At 63.6% G+C, this 15,655-nt stretch carries 15 protein-coding genes; 4 read left to right on the plus strand and 11 right to left on the minus strand.

The annotated features are described in order from the left end of the window. Positions 1-10: 10 nt before the first annotated feature. Positions 11-1,168, plus strand: coding sequence for a hypothetical protein (locus C2L66_RS18980; protein WP_176056868.1), 1,158 nt, complete (start codon positions 11-13; stop codon positions 1,166-1,168). A 536-nt stretch (positions 1,169-1,704) separates the two neighbouring features. Next, positions 1,705-1,986, plus strand: coding sequence for a hypothetical protein (locus C2L66_RS18985; RefSeq protein WP_060603784.1), 282 nt, complete (start codon positions 1,705-1,707; stop codon positions 1,984-1,986). On the opposite strand, the gene C2L66_RS18990 is transcribed toward C2L66_RS18985, so the two are convergent. From C2L66_RS18990 to C2L66_RS19045, 11 genes are all read right to left on the minus strand, one after another. Then, positions 1,971-3,410 carry a CHASE2 domain-containing protein gene (locus tag C2L66_RS18990; protein WP_225031871.1) on the minus strand — a complete coding sequence of 480 codons (1,440 nt, stop codon included), beginning with the start codon at positions 3,408-3,410 and terminating at the stop codon, positions 1,971-1,973. The genes C2L66_RS18985 and C2L66_RS18990 overlap by 16 nt on opposite strands. 92 nt (positions 3,411-3,502) lie before the next feature. After that, positions 3,503-4,120 (minus strand): OmpA family protein, encoded by a 618-nt coding sequence (locus tag C2L66_RS18995; RefSeq protein ID WP_054932700.1) that lies wholly within the window; start codon positions 4,118-4,120, stop codon positions 3,503-3,505. After that, positions 4,117-4,581 (minus strand): FecR family protein, encoded by a 465-nt coding sequence (locus C2L66_RS19000; protein ID WP_007730315.1) that lies wholly within the window; start codon positions 4,579-4,581, stop codon positions 4,117-4,119. Before C2L66_RS19000 ends, C2L66_RS18995 begins: the two co-directional genes overlap by 4 nt. A 337-nt stretch (positions 4,582-4,918) precedes the next feature. Beyond that, complete coding sequence (locus C2L66_RS19010) at positions 4,919-5,872, minus strand: LysR family transcriptional regulator (RefSeq protein ID WP_060603779.1); 954 nt, start codon at positions 5,870-5,872, stop codon at positions 4,919-4,921. 96 nt (positions 5,873-5,968) lie between these two features. Beyond that, on the minus strand, positions 5,969-7,516 hold the full coding sequence (locus C2L66_RS19015) for an MFS transporter (RefSeq protein WP_060603776.1): 1,548 nt from the start codon (positions 7,514-7,516) through the stop codon (positions 5,969-5,971). 238 nt (positions 7,517-7,754) lie between these two features. Continuing rightward, positions 7,755-8,702, minus strand: coding sequence for an NAD(+) diphosphatase (nudC, locus tag C2L66_RS19020; RefSeq protein ID WP_060603773.1), 948 nt, complete (start codon positions 8,700-8,702; stop codon positions 7,755-7,757). A 109-nt stretch (positions 8,703-8,811) separates the two neighbouring features. Further along, on the minus strand, positions 8,812-10,383 hold the full coding sequence (locus C2L66_RS19025; RefSeq protein WP_060603770.1) for a S8 family serine peptidase: 1,572 nt from the start codon (positions 10,381-10,383) through the stop codon (positions 8,812-8,814). Between the two features lie 79 nt (positions 10,384-10,462). Next, the gene (locus tag C2L66_RS19030; RefSeq protein WP_060603767.1) at positions 10,463-10,744 is read right to left on the minus strand and encodes a hypothetical protein; all 282 of its coding nucleotides are present in this window, start codon (positions 10,742-10,744) and stop codon (positions 10,463-10,465) included. 61 nt (positions 10,745-10,805) lie between these two features. Then, positions 10,806-11,813: an alpha/beta fold hydrolase gene (locus tag C2L66_RS19035; RefSeq protein ID WP_060603765.1), complete on the minus strand. Its 1,008-nt coding sequence runs from the start codon at positions 11,811-11,813 to the stop codon at positions 10,806-10,808. A gap of 61 nt (positions 11,814-11,874) precedes the next feature. Then, positions 11,875-12,054 carry a hypothetical protein gene (locus C2L66_RS19040; protein ID WP_060603762.1) on the minus strand — a complete coding sequence of 60 codons (180 nt, stop codon included), beginning with the start codon at positions 12,052-12,054 and terminating at the stop codon, positions 11,875-11,877. Between the two features lie 140 nt (positions 12,055-12,194). Next, positions 12,195-13,109 carry a LysR substrate-binding domain-containing protein gene (locus C2L66_RS19045; protein WP_060603760.1) on the minus strand — a complete coding sequence of 305 codons (915 nt, stop codon included), beginning with the start codon at positions 13,107-13,109 and terminating at the stop codon, positions 12,195-12,197. Positions 13,110-13,227: 118 nt separating this feature from the next. Here C2L66_RS19045 and C2L66_RS19050 point away from each other — a divergent pair, with 118 nt between their 5' ends. Both C2L66_RS19050 and C2L66_RS19055 read left to right on the plus strand, forming a co-directional pair. After that, positions 13,228-14,070 (plus strand): class II aldolase/adducin family protein, encoded by an 843-nt coding sequence (locus tag C2L66_RS19050; RefSeq protein WP_060603758.1) that lies wholly within the window; start codon positions 13,228-13,230, stop codon positions 14,068-14,070. Positions 14,071-14,160: 90 nt separating this feature from the next. After that, the gene (locus C2L66_RS19055) at positions 14,161-15,474 is read left to right on the plus strand and encodes an MFS transporter (protein WP_060603755.1); all 1,314 of its coding nucleotides are present in this window, start codon (positions 14,161-14,163) and stop codon (positions 15,472-15,474) included. The last annotated feature ends 181 nt before the right edge of the window (positions 15,475-15,655 follow it).

The raw sequence follows: 15,655 nt of genomic DNA on the forward strand, positions 1-15,655 counted from the left end.
GGAGATCGACATGTCGTACGGCATCTTTTCACGGATCGTTACGGTTGGCGCCATTCTGATGTTGGCGAGTTGCGGCGGCGGCGGATCGGGCGGTTCACCGGGCGCGCCAGCTGCGAATACGAGCCAGCCGACGCTGGCGAACGCGACCGCGCTTGTCGACGGCAGCAAGGTCGGCGACGATTATTGGCCCGCCGGATCGACGCAGACGGGCGGCAAGGGCCAGCCTGTCAGCGGCCTGAATTGCGGCACGCGCGGCAATATCTACACCTACTCGCATTTGTCGATTTATCTGAACGGCAGATCACTAGCGCTGCCCGCGAACATCGGCACGGTGGCGCCGACGATGGCCGCGCAAACGGGTTGCGCGTATCCGCTGCACACGGATGACGAAACGGGCAAGATCCGCATGGACGCGAGCTCGAATGCGTCGTACACGCTCGGCCAGTTCTTTGCGATCTGGGGCCAGCCGCTCACGTCGGCGAATGTCGCGGGATTGACGTCGACGCCTATCACGGTCTACGTGAACAATGGCGGCCAGCTCACCAGATACACGGGCGATCCCGCCAGTCTCGTGCTGCCCGCACACGGCGAAGTGTCGATAGAAATCGGCTCGCCACTCGGACAGATCCCGACGTTCAGCTGGACTGATCCGCCGTCTTTCGATCCCAACCAGACGGTGCTGGCGTATGGCGGCACCGTCGGCACCGCGCACTGGCAGAACGGCAATACATCGACGGGCGGCACGGGCGCCGATGTCGACGGGCTGGTCTGCGCGTCGGGCATGAGCGAGCTGTACCACGTGCACGCGCATCTGGCGATCGTCAGCGATGGCCAGTGGCTAGCGTTGCCCGCGAACGTCGGCATTCTCTCGCAGTGCAACTACGAGATGCACACGCACGATTCGACGGGGATCATCCACATCGAAACGCCAAATATGAAGACTTTCACGCTCGGCCAGTTCTTCGATATCTGGGGACAGACGTTATCGAATACGAACGTCGCGGGGGTAACGGGAACGGTAGTCGCATACGTCAACGACAACGGCGACGTGCGGCGCTACGAAGGGGATTTGCGCAGTATCGAGTTGATCTCGCATCGCGATATCACACTGCAGATCGGCAAGCCCGTGAATACACTGGCGACGTACTCGTGGTACGAGCCGCAATAGGCCGCAGATTTCAGCAAATGCATGATTGAGTTGGGCCGCGACATACGCGCGCATCGGGCGTGGTGTTTCGCGGCCCAATTACATGCGTCCTGCCGCGCGTGCATTGGCGTGTCATTCAGTGCTTCGTTAAAGACATCGCCGCACGGCGACGGCATTCTGTTGGACGATCGCGTACATCAAATAGAAAAGAGTTGGCATCCGCCCGACAACGCGACGCTACGCGCGTGGCTCGCATTCGCCTTTCAATGCGGCAATTCTGTTTGTTTTCAACTGCCTGACAGCAACCGGCGGAAAAGATAGCGCGGCTGGCACAACCCCTGCATTGGTAGCCGCGGGCACAACGACGGCCAGCTTGGCCAGGCCGCCACGGCGTCAACAGCATTGCTCAGATTCCTGGAAAGTGTTGTTTGGTTGAGCCTCTTTGGCAGCGTGCCGCACGACGGCCCTGCACATCGTCCCATCAATATTGAACACGACGCGACGCAATGGACATGGTCCTTGTGGTCGATCCGTTCATTGATTTAATTGGAGTCCTTATGAAATCGAAGCTTATCGTTACTTTGCTCGTCGCAAGCTCGGCGTCGCTGGCCGCACCCGCTTTCGCAAGCGGCTATGGTCCTGCGCCTTACTATCGTCCGGATACCGGCGCACCGGCTTCGCAGGCGGGCCAAAGCGCTCAGACACTGGCAGCGGAAGCGGCCATGGCAGGCATGATGGATGAAAAGCGTACTGGCGTCGGCGGCGACGATGCAATGACCACGCAGTCGGGCCGCCGCGCTCCTGCCGATCGTCAGGGGCCCGTCTATCGCGGAAGCTGATCCGCAGATCGCGAAGCGCTGGCTCGCCGGCGCTTCGCCTCTCGCCGGGTTTGCACGCCCAGGTCCAGCAATGCTGTCGAAAAGAAGCAGCCCATCACCGCAGACAGGATGATGAAAATCGACGCTGCATCGACGAGCAAGCCGAAGTATTTGAACAGCAGCAGGCAACTCGCGAGCAACAGCAGGTTGAGCAGCAGGCCGAGGACCGCGGACGCTTTCGGCACGGCCCGCACGAATGCCGCAAGACGCGAATCGGTATGCGGCAGATACCAGATGATCAGAATCCCGAAGGCGAGGACGAAGATCGTCTCGGCCCACTTGAGCCAGACAGGGCGGCGCAGGAAACGCCCGTCGAAAATCGTCTCGATGATCTGAGCCTGAATCTCGATACCCGGCACCAGTTCGCCCAGCGCGGTCGTGCGCATGTCGGTGTTGCCCGTTCCCGTCAAGCCGACCAGCACCAGCTTGTTATGAAAGCGGTCGGGATCGACCTGGCCTTGCAGGACGTCGCGCGCGGAGACGTAGCGATGTTGCGTCGAGCGTATCGACGCGAAATGCAGCCAGATGTCGCCGTCGGGCTGGGTGGGCACTTCCACATCCGCGACGCCGACTGACTGCATGCCCGTCGTGTTCGCATACACGTCGACAGCCGCCGATCCCGTGACGACGCGCAGCATTTCGACGGGCATGCACGGCACGAGCTTGTCGCCCAACCCAAGGATGAGGGGGATGCGCCGGACCGTGCCCTGTTCGAGCGCGACATTGAGCATCGCCTGTCCGTGCGCCGCCGCCTGCAATTCCGGCAGGCTCGCGAGCACGTAGTTGTACCGCTTCACGCGGTTCAGCGGATCGACGCCGTGCACGAGGATCGGCGCGCTGCGCAGGTCGGTGCTGGTGTCGAACGCGGCGTGATCGACGGCGGCGGCGCCGAGTATCGAAGGCGCGGCGCGTAGCGAGTTCGCAAGAATGGCCTCGTGGCGAGGCAGCGCGCGCAAGCCCGCTGCGAGCGTGGCGGCCGAGGCGGGCAGGTTGTCGGCGACCTTGTCGGGCGAGGTCTGATCGGCTTCCGGCATATAGATGTCAAGACCGATCGCGAGCGGCTTGTGCACCGCGATCGCGTCGACGAGGTTCGCCAGCCGGTTGCGCGGCCACGGCCATTGACCGACGGCCGCGAGCGTCCTGTCGTCGATCGCGACGATGGTCACAGGCTGCGAGGCGGGCACGCGCGGGAAGCGGCGCTGGTAGTGATCGAACAGCAGTTGCCGCGCCGTGCCGAACGTATCGGGCACCATGTCGTCGAGCTTGTCCAGCAGCGCCGGTCGCGGAATGACGCCGGGCGATTCGCTGTACAGGTTCAGCAGACTCAGGCCGAGCAGCACCGCGAGCGCGACGGGGCGGCCTTGTCCCGCCCTCATCAGCTTCATGAAAAAAATCAGCCATGAGTAGTCGCGAAAGCGTTTCATGTCGGCAGCGGCAGATCAGTGCGCTTGACAGGCGCAGTGACGGATCACCCGGATCACTGGATTGTAATGACGACGCGCCGATTCATCTGGTTAGGGACGCCGTCCGCGGTGTGCACGAGTGGTTCGCGCTTGCCGCGTCCCGCCGTTTCGATTTCTTTCGCGGGGATGCCCGCCTTGATCAGAAACTTCGCGACGGTCTGCGCGCGCTGCATCGACAGCTTGTCGTCGTATTCCTGCGAGCCTGCCAGATCCGTATGGCCCACGACGGTCAGATGCGGCGCGGGCCACGTCGCGAGCGCCGCTTTCAGCTGCTGGACGGTCGCATTGGACTGCGGTGCGAGTTCCGTCGCCGAGTCGAACAGGAAGTTGATCGTGAAGGTCTTCGGGCGCGGCGGCTGCGCGGCGAGCACGTCGCCATAGCGTGTTTCGACATTGGCCGCACTGCTTGCCGTCTGCTCGATCGCGCCGCCTTTCGCGACTTCGGCCGTCGCGTAAGCCTTGTCGATGACTTGCGTCTTGTTGCCGCTTCGCACGATCACGCTGCCGACCGTGCCGTCCGGATTGGGCAGCAAGGTGATCTTGTCGGGCGTCGAGCTGCATGCCGAAACCAACGCGAGCGTCGCGCAGCTTGCGCACCACGTGAGCCTTCGCCGTTGTGCCGCGGGCTTCAATGCCCGTTCTCCCCGTCGCCGACCTCGATGATGAATTCGGTGCCGCGCACGCCGAGCGTCGTGGTCGGCGTGCTGAAACGCACCGCTTCCGGATGGGCCTTTGCCAGCTTGCCGTCGACGACCGCGAGCGAGCCGCGCCGGATGGTTGCATCGAGCGTGCCGTCGTGGGTGGTGGTATCGAAGGCGAACTGGTTGAGCTCGAGTACCGAACTGGAGCCCTCGGAAAGCAGCGTATTGTCGCGCAGCGTGATGCCGACGGAAGACGCGGGGCCCGTTACGATGCGGTCGCTTTTGAACACCTCGCTGCCGACGGCGGCGTCCATGCTTTGCGCCGTGCGCTCGATATGAACCGAGCCTTTCACCGTCTTGACGACGCCGATCGAATCCGCGCCGAATGTGTCGATGGCCGCTGCGCATCCGCAGGCGAAAACCAGTGCATAGTTGACGGCTTGCTTGTGCATGGGTGACGACCGTGATGGCGGTTGGACGACGCGCGCCAAAGCGAAGGCCGCGCGGCAGAAGCGGGCGCGGTTCGCGGTGATCTTCGGGAGAATAACGTGCCGCGACCGATCGTTCCGTGCGCTGCCGCGCATTTCGCGAGATTGATGGGCATGTTTCTGGCAAAAGACTTGCAGAGCTTCGGGCGCTGGTCGCCACCCGAAGCGGGCTGCTACGCGTGACGCGATGGCGCGTCAGTTCGCGGTGCACCGGCGCATAAAGGTGCGCAACGTCATCGACTTTTACGCGGCGGTTTTCAATCAGGAAGCGTATTGAAAGCGTTGAAGCCAGAGGCGGCGCTCACGCCTCGGCGTGCGGCTGTTTCATGTCGCGCAGGTTGGCTGCGGACGCGCTGAGCATCTGCGGAATCTCTTCCCTCAGAAACTCGACGAAGGTCTTGATCTTCGCGTCGAGATAGCGGCGCGACGTGTAAAGCGCATAAGCCGAGAGCGGCTGCAAGTGATAGTCCGGCAGAACGCGCATGAGCGATCCGTCGCGCAGCGCCGACACGGCCGTCGACATTGGCACCGCGCCGATACCGATGCCTTCCTTCAACGCGACGGCAAGCTCGTCCGCCGAGTTGATGCGAAAACCGCCGGCCGGCAGATGCACGGTCTCGATGCCATCCGGTCCTTCGAGCAACCAGCGGTCGGTGGGATAGACGGAGGAGACGAACTGGAAGCATGCGTGCTGCGTCAGTTCATGAACCTCGCGCGGCATGCCGTGCTCGCGCAAGTACGCGGGCGCGGCGCACAGCACGCTATGCACCGTGCCGAGCCGCTGCGCGACGAGGCTCGAATCGGGCAATTCGTCAACGCTCAACTGGACGCTCACGTCGTAGCCTTCGTCGATGATGTCGGGCATATGCTGCGACAGCGTCAACTCGATGGAGACGGACGGATAGCGCTGCCGGTAGCGCACGATAGCAGGCGTCACGTACGTTTGGCCGAAGCTCGACGTCGCATGCACGCGCAACTGGCCGGTGGGCCGGACCTGTGCATCGGCGGCTTCGGCTTCGGCCTGATCGACGAAAGCGAGAATCTGCTCGCAGCGTTGCAGATAACGGTACCCCGCTTCCGTCAGAACGACCTTGCGGGTGCTGCGGTTCAACAGGCGCGTGCGCAGATAGGCTTCGAGCGCGGACACGGCACGCGATACGGCGGGCACCGTGACGTTCAAGCGCTGCGCGGCGCCCGTGAAGCTACCTTCCTCCGCTACGCGAGCGAAGATCCGCATGCTGGTGAGAGTATCCACTGGTCAAACGCTCCACAGTGCGCGCCGCGCACCTTCCTCAAGCTTGCACACTGCAAATCTGCAATTGATGTTGATGACGCTTTGCAGAATACGCGATCAATCGATTTGCCGCTGGTAGAGCGCAAAGAGCCCGCCGCAAAGCGAGAGGCCGATCAGGAAGTAAAAGCCGTCCAGTGAGCTCAGAAAGCTCGCCTGTTGCGAGACGACGCGGCTGAGCTCGACGAGCGCGAGGCCCTTCGCGTCGCCAGCCGTGTGCCCCAGCCCTTCGAATGCGCGTGTCAGGCCGTCGAAGGCATTCTGGAACGCGGGATTGAACGGATTCACGAACTCGGTCAGGCGCGTCTCGTGCACGGCCTCACGGTGCTGTTCGAGCATGATGATCGTCGCGGTCGAGAACGAGTAGGTCAGTTGCTTGACCATGTTCTTGAAGCGGTAGCCGTGGTTGTACTCTTCGACCGAGAAGATGCGGAATGCGAGATTAGCGACGGGCAATACGATGGACACGAGCAGCAAGCCGCGCAGCAGAAGCGGCGGTAACAGCCACGGCATGCTGACGTCGGGCGGCATGCTCGCCATCCAGCCGCCGATCAGCGCGGCGATCAGAAAGCCGGGGACGATCAGCCAGCGCTTATGCTTGATGAGCGGGGAAACGCGGAAATAGACGAACGCGAAGGCAAGCGACCCAAACGACGTGAGACCCACGAGCCGCCCCGCGTTTTCGACGGGATAGCGAAGTCCGCCTTCGAGAAAGCGCGAGACCAGATAGCTCATCGCATTGCTGATGTAGTAGAACAGCACGTACAGCGCAATGCCCGTCTGGAATGTCCGCTCGCGCAACGCGTGAAGCCGCACGAGAGGCGCGGGATGATGCCATTGATGCCACGCGAACCAGCCGAGCGACAGCAATCCCGCCACCGTCAGTCCAACCAGCGTGGGCGAACTGAAGAACAGCTCGAACCGCACCTGTTGCATCGCGATCTGCAGCGCGCCCTGCGCGAACGCAAACACCATATACGGCCAGAAGTGCGCTTCGCCGCGCGCTTCGGGAAGCAGCTTGCCAGCGGGCGGCACGACGAGCAGCACGAGGAGCGCAAGGCCGGCGGCCGCGAGCGTCGTGCAGGTGAAGAGTGCGCGCCAGTCGAACGAAGCGACCAGATAGCCGCCCGCGAGCGGCGCGAGCGCGCTCGCCAGCAGGATCATGCTCAGGAACGCGCGCACCGCCGAAGACCGCCGCTGCGGCGTGAAGCTGGTCTGAATGAGAATGCGGCACGCGCTCATCATGGGGCCGATGAAGTAGCCCTGCGCACCGCGCGCGAAGGCGAGTTCGATCGACGATTCGCTCAGCGCCGCCGCTACGGAGCCCGCCGCGAACAACACCAGGCACCCGCCGATATAACGCCGGTAGCCGACCCGCTCGACCCACCATTGCTGCTGAAGAATGGCAAGTACGGAAGCGACGGCATACGCGCTCGACGACCACACGAGTTCGTCTGTCGATGCGTTGATGCCGCCCGCGATATAGCTGGTGAAGAAAGAGAAGATCGTGTTGTCGAAATACTCGAGACCGGTGGCGAGCGCAATGACCCAGGGGAAGAGGTCCTCGCGAAAGCGCCTGGCGACGACGGGCGTGTGTGCGGCCGGCATGGCGGTTACGTGCCGCTGTGCGACGCCCCAGCAGCGTGCGTAAGGAGCGTGGCGCCGATCGTGACGACGGTGGGGGTTTTGGTGGACATGCGCGAAATGCTGCTGCGATACGGTCAGGAAGCTCCGCATTATACGTCAACGTGAACGTTCGCGTACAGGTTTGGCCGTGCCACGGGATTGTCGTGGCATGCGCGTTAGCGCATCGAGGCGGTGGAAAAGACGCAGCGTGACGGGCGAATCAACCGCGCAGCACCGCTTCACCGTGTTCGGCATACGCGCGCAACAGATGATGCGCAATCGCGAACGGCTTCGGCGCGGACAGGTTGTCCGCATGCGTGCTCTCGAGCATCGCGGTGACTTCGGCGCGCGTGAACCAGCGCGCGTCTTCGAGTTCGTTGGTGTCGATGACGATCTCCCGGCTGCTGGCGCGCGCGAAGCAGCCGATCATCAGCGACGAAGGAAACGGCCACGGTTGCGACGCGAAGTAGACGACCTCCGCGCATGCCACGTGGGCTTCCTCATGCACTTCGCGGCGCACTGCGTCTTCGACGGTTTCGCCCGGTTCGACGAAACCTGCGAGCGCCGAGTACATGCCCGGTGCGAACTGGCGCTGGCGTCCGAGCAGACAGCGCTCGCCGTCAATGGTCAGCATGATGACGACGGGGTCCACGCGCGGGAAGTGGCGCGTGCCGCACGCGTCGCACAGGCGTTGCCAGCCGGCCGCCGTCGCGCGGCTCGGCGAGCCGCAGTTCGCGCAGAAGCGATGGCGGCGGTGCCAGTCGAGCATCGATTTGGCCTGGCCAAGCACACCGAGCATTTCCTGTGCGACGAGGCCTTGCAACGCGATCGAGCGCAGATCGATGCGATCGTGCAGCTTTTCTTGCGGTTGCCCTTCGTGTTGCGCGAGACCGGATGCGAAGCCGAGCGCGAAACGTCCGCTGCCGTCGCTGTCCTGGCCGAGAAACACGCGTTGCAGCGGCTCGCCGAACGCGGCCGCCTCGCTTGCGGAGAACCAGGCTTCGTGCGTGTCGCCGCGTTTGAGCAACGGAATGTCGCCATCGAAGACGAGAAAGCGCGCGGTGGGAGCATCGTGCAGGCTGGCAATGAAGGCGTCGTCGTCGCGTTGTTCGGAGCGGCGGTCGAGCAGGTTGAGATTGAAGCCGATGGAAGCGGAAGGGACGATCATTACGTTCGAATGTGGGCCGGGACGATCCGCAAGTATGGCACGGCGTCCCGCCCTGCGCAGACGGCTGGCGCTTCGGGACGAGCCGCCCAGCCGTCTGCGCGCGAGAGCGTCAGATCTGCTTCACTGCTGCGAGCGCATCGGCGAGGCCCGCGCCCGTCGCGCCGTCTTCGCCGACGCCCGCCGGCACGCCCGCGCCTTGCGGATCGCTCGCCGGGTTGGCGTGGCCCTTCGTCACGTCGCGCGCGGTGCGGCGCAGGATCGCCTTGATGTCGCCCGGCGACAGGTGCGGGTCTGTCTGCAACAGCAGCGCGCACAGGCCCGCCAGTTGCGGCGCAGCCGCCGACGTCCCGCTGAACACACCCCAGCCGTCGTTGGGCGCGGTGCCGTCGAAGGCGGCGTTTTCACGGTCGATCTCGCAACCGGCCGAAACGGGCAGCGAGATGTAGGTGGCGTGCGGCAGCATGCCGACCAGCCCGCAGACGTCGGGCACGCTGCGGCCCGAGTAGATCAGGCTCGTGAATGCGCTCGCGTAGTCCGATGCGCGCATCGCGCCGTGCTGATCGACGAACACGCCCCCCGCTGAAATGATGTCGGGCATCTGGCCGGGAAACGAATAGTGGCCGTTGCCCGCCGAGAAGACGATCACGATGCCGCGCTTCACCGCCGCCTGAATTTCCGCCTCCAGCGCGACGAGTCCGTTCGGCAGCGTTTTCAGCGGCGTGTCGCCGGGGCCGCGCAGGTCGTAGCCGAGGCTCACCGAGATCACCTGCGGGTCATGCTTGAGCGCCTCTTGCAATCCTTCGAGCACGGAAGCGCCGCTCGAAGGATCGGCTTCGTTGTCGAGCTTCACGCCGATAAAGGTCGCGCCCGGCGCGATCGCGAAGATGTTGGCGGATTCGCCCGTGCCGTGGCCGTTGCCGTCGCTGCGGCGGTCGGTGGCGCCGGGCGCGAGCACGATCGACGACGAATAGCCGTGCGCCTTGAAATACGGATGGCCGTGAGCAAAGCCGCTATCGATCATCGCGATGCGCACGCCTTTGCCCGTGATGCCCTGCTGGTGCACGGGCGTCGCGTTGAGCTGGAGCGCGATGTCGGCGGGCGCGGCGAGATGGAAGTAGGGCACGGCGGGCGCCGTCGCGGATGGCGCGCTGGCCTCGTGCGGCTTCTTCGTGGCGGGGCGTTTCCCGGCTGCCGTCGCGGTCTTTTTCGCCTTCGTGCTCTTTGCTGCTTTCGCCGCTCTCGCCATGTAGATGTGCGGCCACTGGATATAGACGTCGTCGAGCAGCGATTTGATCGCGGGGTCCGGATTCCATGGCGCGCCGTCGGGCGGATAGAGCACGGAGCTGAACTGCGCCGCCGACGCGCACGGCGCCTTCATGCGCTTGAGGCGCGTCTGGAACACCGCTTCGAATTGCGCGCGCGTGCAGCGCATCGACGCCGACAGCGAGCCGCGGCCCGTCAGCGTGAAGCCGCGCCGCGCGAGTTCGGCGAGCGCGAGATCGGCCTGCGCGGGATCGGGGATGAACGAAGCGACAGTTTCCGTCGACATGCGCGCGCCGAACCGGGTCGGCCCGCCGTCCGAGCCGGGCCGGTTGAAGGTCACGGCAACGCGGAGTTCTTCATGGGCGGCGTCGCCGCGCGCGGGCCGCGCGGCCGCGTCTTTGGGATCGTAGGCCTTCATCGTTTCTTCTCCAGTGACGACGGCTGCACGCGCGTGAGTGCGTTGGCGTGGACGCCGTCTCATGCAAGACGAATGCGGGTTAATCGAATGAAAGATGCTGCGGCGCTTCGCTGATCGACGCGACGTACGGTTGCAGACTGCGCGGCACGGCAAGGGTTCCGCTCGTGCCGGAAGAACCGGAAAAAAGCTGGCGGAATGCATCATCGGGCATACGCGCGGACAAGGTGGCATGACCTTCGCCGCTGATCTGCATGCCGAGCTGTTCGGCGGCGAGCCGCGCCGCTGCGCGTGCCGCGTCGGTGCGGCAGGGGTCGCGCAGCAGAAGCTGCAGACGATGTACAGGGCAGGTTTCGTTCATCATCGCCACCTCCGGATGGGTCGCAACAGAACGCGCCGTTGTGCCGTCAAGAAGGCTTTCGATCTTACGCCTGCTCGTGCAATTGCGCTGCCTGTGCCGTCTGGCGCGGATGCGCCTGCGACTGCGCGATGAAGCGGTCGATGGCCGTGGCCAGCGCATGCGGATACTGATACATCATCGCGTGCCCCGCCGAGCGCACCACCACTAATTGCGCATCCGGCAGCGTGCGGGCGAGCGCTTCGGCGTTCTGCTTCGACAGGACGGCGTCGTCGTCGCCGGTGAGGATCAGCGTGTCGGTGTGCAGGGTGCGCAGCGCGCCGGCGGCGGCATCGTCCTGTTCCCATGCGCGCAACAGCGCCTTCTGGCCTGCCGTCACGGTCGCGGAGATGGCAGGCGACGCGTACCCCGCGGGCACGAACATGTTCTTGCGGAAGCATTCGCCCGCCGCGTTCGCAGCCGATGGCGGAAACAGCAGCTTCATCACGTCGTCGAACGTGGTGCCCGGCCTGCCCGACAGCATGGCTTCGACGCCGGGCGCGATAGGCACGCCAAGGCGTCCCGGCGCGGGCGCGCTCATCAGCACGATGCGCTGCACGTTCGCCGGGTGGTCGATCGCGAGCTGCGTGGCGACTGCGCCGCCCATCGACCAGCCGAGCACCGTGACGTCGCGCAGCTTCAGCGTGTCGATCAGCGCCGAGAGGTCGCTTGCCATGTCCTGCACGGTGAAGCTCGACGCCTTTGTCAGCGAGCGGCCCACGCCGCGATTGTCGAAGACGACGACTTCATGATGTTTCGCGAGGTCGGCGAGCAAGGCCGCGTCCCATTCGGAGAGCGTCGCGCGAAAGCCGGTTTGCAGGACGATGGGACTGCCGTGGCCGAAGCGGTAATACGCGATGTCGCCCTGTGGCGTGTGCGCGATCTGCTCGCGTGTCGACGGATCGTGGTCCGGGCGGTTCGCGACGACAGGGCAGGCGTTTTCGAGCGGATAGCTGACGGTCCTTGCGTCGGCAGGCGCCGCGATGATGCCGGCGAGCAATGCGGCGAGCGGGACGAGTGCATGCAGACGTTTCATGACGATGATCCTTTCGCGGCAGGCGGACGGCGGCTCGATCAAGCAGTTTGGTGCGCGTTGCTCACAGCAGGTGCGAGGTTTCCGCATGACGAACCACCACGGGACGCCGGCTCGAAACACGCGCCGTTTGCCGCGTGAGCCAGTTGTCGACCTTTTCGGCGGCGATCGCGAGCAACACCGAAACGATCATGACGCTCGCGCCGAGCGCACAGAAGACGAGAAAGGGCGGGTGAAAGTCCATGGTGGCTCCTGATTTCCGTGATGCTCGATGTCGTTGTTTCCAGCTCGACTGTGCGGTCCTGGCTGGCTGTGACGACATCATGCTTCAGGCAAGTGAGGAGAAAATTAGCCGCGCGGATACGGTCCTGGCACCGCTCGCGCCTACCGCGGCGGCGCGTTTTCGCCCTGTCCGACGCCTGCGCGCCCGAGCAGCCAGTGCGTGAAGGCGGCCACCTTCTCGACGCGGGATTCGTTCTTCCGATACGACAGAAAATGCGTGTCGCGCTCGAAGCGCACGAACGCGTCGCTGCGCACTTCGATCAGGTCGCCGCGCACGATTTCGCGCTCGGCGAGCCGCATGCTTTCGAGCACCACGCCCATGCCGTCGGCTGCCGCCGAGATGCCGAGCGCCGCGCGATCGAACGAGGGGCGGGGCGTGGTCGGCATGTCGATCCCGTTGGCCGCGAACCAGTCGGCCCACGTGACGCGACTCAACTGCGTGTCGATCAGCGTCAGTTCGCTCATGCGCGTCTCGACGGGCGTGCCGTCGCCGAGCAGCGCGGGCGAGCAGAGCGGCACGATCGCTTCGCGGCCCAAAGGCACGGTGTCGATGCCGGGACGATCGAGCGCGCTGCCGTACGAAATCTCGACGTCGACTTCCTGCACGCGCGTGAGATCGAGCGGCTCGGCGCCTGTCGACAGGCGGATGGTGATGTGCGGATACGCCTTGTTGAACTCGGGCAGCTTCGGCCCGAGCCATTTCACCGCGAAGCTCGGCGCGCAATGCACGGCGAGCACCTGCGAATCGGGCGCGAGCATGACCTCGCTGCAGGCCGCCTCGACGACGTCGAATACGCGGCTCAGGCTTTCGAGCAGGCGCACGGCTTCGGGCGTGGGCTCGATGCGCCGGTTGCGCCGCAGAAACAGCGGACGCCCGAAATACGCTTCGAGTTCTTTCACCTGATGACTGATCGCGGATGGCGTCAGATGCAATTCCTGCGCGGCGAGCGCGAAGCTCTCGAGGCGGGCGGCGGCCTCGAAGGAACGCAGCAGCACGAAGTTGGGCATCCGCCTCATGTGGTTCCTCTTCAGGTGAATGTCATTCATGCTTTCATGAACAACCATCGTTTGTCAACGCGATCGGCGGGAACGACCATGTGCTTACCTGATGTCCACATGTTCAAAAGGAGCCGACATGTCCGAAGTGATGGAAGCCCCATCGAAAGCGATCGACCTCAAGGGCCGCATCTCGATCTATCAGCCCGAGCAGGACGGCCTGATCTTTCCCGAACTGCCAGATTTCGAGAGCCACGCGCAGCACCGGCAGTATCTGAAGGAGCGTCTTGTCGCCGCGTGCCGCGCGTTTGCGCTGCAGGGCTTCGATTACGGCTTCGCGGGCCATCTGACGGTGCGCGATCCGGAGCATCCCGGCCTCTACTGGACGAACCCGATGGCCGTGCATTTCTCGCAGGTGAAGGTGTCGAACCTGATCTGTGCGGACCACGAAGGCCATGTCGTCGAAGGCGACTATGCGATCAATCGCGCGGGCTTCGTGCTGCATGCGGCTGTTCATGAGATGCATCAGGACATCGTAGCGATGTGTCACGCGCACACCGTGTACGGCACGGCGTTCGCGTCGCTTGGCAAAAAGCTCGATCCCATCAGCCAGGATGCTGCCGCATTCTTCGAAGACCATGTCGTGATCGGCGAGGAAGCGGGGCAGGTGGCCGTCGAAGTGAAGGCGGGCCACAAGGTCGCGCATGCCTTCAAGGGCGTGAAGGCGGCGATCCACCAGAACCACGGGCTGCTGACGGCGAGTCGGCACAGCATCGAGTCGGCCGCGTTCTGGTTCATTGCGCTCGAACGCTGCTGCCAGCAGCAACTGATGATCGAGTCGACGGGCATCAAGCCGCGCTTCGTGACGGAAGAGCGCGCGCGCTATAGCCGCGAGCATGTGGGCAGCGAGTACATCGGCTGGCTGCATTTCCAGACCATCTGGGATCAGCTCGTGAAGACGCAGCCCGACATGTTCGACTAACGCAGGCTCTTGCAGTGCGATGCGGCGGGCGAAATGCAAGGTCCGACCGCCGCGATCAGCTCACGATTAATACACGACGGAGACATCCCCATGAGTTCGATCAGCCAGGACGTGTATCTGCAGCGTTCGGGAACGGGCGTCTATGCGAAGGTTGCATGGCGCCTGATTCCATTTCTGTTCTTCTGTTATCTGTGCGCTTACCTCGATCGCATCAATGTCAGCTTTGCGAAGCTGCAGATGCTGCAGGATCTCGGGATGAGCGATGCCGTCTATGGGCTAGGCGCGGGGATTTTCTTCGTCGGTTATCTGATGTTCGAAGTGCCGAGCAATCTGATTTTGCTGAAGGTGGGGGCGCGGCGCTGGATTGCGCGGATCATGGTGACATGGGGTGTGATTTCGGCGGCGATGATGTTTGTGTCGACGCCTACGCAGTTTTATGTGGTGCGGTTTCTGTTGGGCGTGGCCGAGGCTGGATTCTTTCCGGCGATTCTTTTATATCTGACGTACTGGTTTCCTGCTGGGCGCCGTAGCAAGGTGACCGCGCTTTTCATGACGGGGATTCCGATGTCGGGTGTGATAGGCGGTCCTTTGTCGGGCTGGATCATGCATTCGATGAGCGGCGCGCATGGGATTGCCGGCTGGCAGTGGCTGTTTCTTCTGGAAGGTATTCCGACGGTGCTGGTTGGGATCGTGGCGTACTTCTATCTCGACGACAAGGTGTCCGATGCGCGGTGGCTGCGCGATGACGAGAAGGCGTTGATCGAGGCCGATCTGCAGGCGGAGAGTGGGCATCACAAGCTGCATTCGCTGCGTGATGGGCTCGCGAGTCCGCGAGTGTTGTTGCTGTCGGCGATTTATTTCTTCTTCACGATGGGGTTGTATGGGGTGAGCTTCTGGCTTCCTTCGCTCGTCAAGGCTTCGGGAGTGTCGGGGACATTGAATATCGGGCTGTTGTCGGCTGTGCCTTATGCGGCTGCTGCTGTCACGATGGTGCTCGTCGGGCGTAGTTCGGATCGGTATGGCGAGCGGCGCTGGCATCTCGCGGTGCCGGGTGTGGTTGGCGCGATTGCGTTGTGTGCGAGTGTCGTCTATGCGCATCAAACCGTGCTTGCGATGATCGCGCTGACGATCGGTACTATGGGGGTTATTACGACGATTTCGCAGTTCTGGACTGTGCCGCCCGCTGTTTTGCAAGGTACCGCTGCTGCGGGTGGGATCGCGCTTGCTAATTCGGTTGGGTCGATTTCTGGAGTTGTTAGTCCGTATGTGATTGGGTTTTTGCAGACTTCGACTGGGTCGACCGGGAGTGGTGTGGTTGGGATTGCAGTGAGTATGGTGTTTGGTAGTCTGCTGACGCTTGCCCTTCGGCCGGCGCATGTTAATGTTTTTTCTCAGCGGGAGTAGGTTGGGTTTTTTTGTCTGCGACGCTGGGGTTGAGTTGAGTTGAGTTGGGTTGGGTTGGGTTGGCGTGGCTTTGCGCTGGCATCCGCGTATCGTTAGCGTGCTTCAGGCGTCGCCCCTGTGCGGGGCGGCACCTACTTTTCTTTGCCGCCGCAAAGAAAAGTAGGCAAAAGAAAGCGGCTCA

It is taken from the genome of Paraburkholderia caribensis (assembly GCF_002902945.1).
Classification (GTDB): domain Bacteria; phylum Pseudomonadota; class Gammaproteobacteria; order Burkholderiales; family Burkholderiaceae; genus Paraburkholderia; species Paraburkholderia caribensis.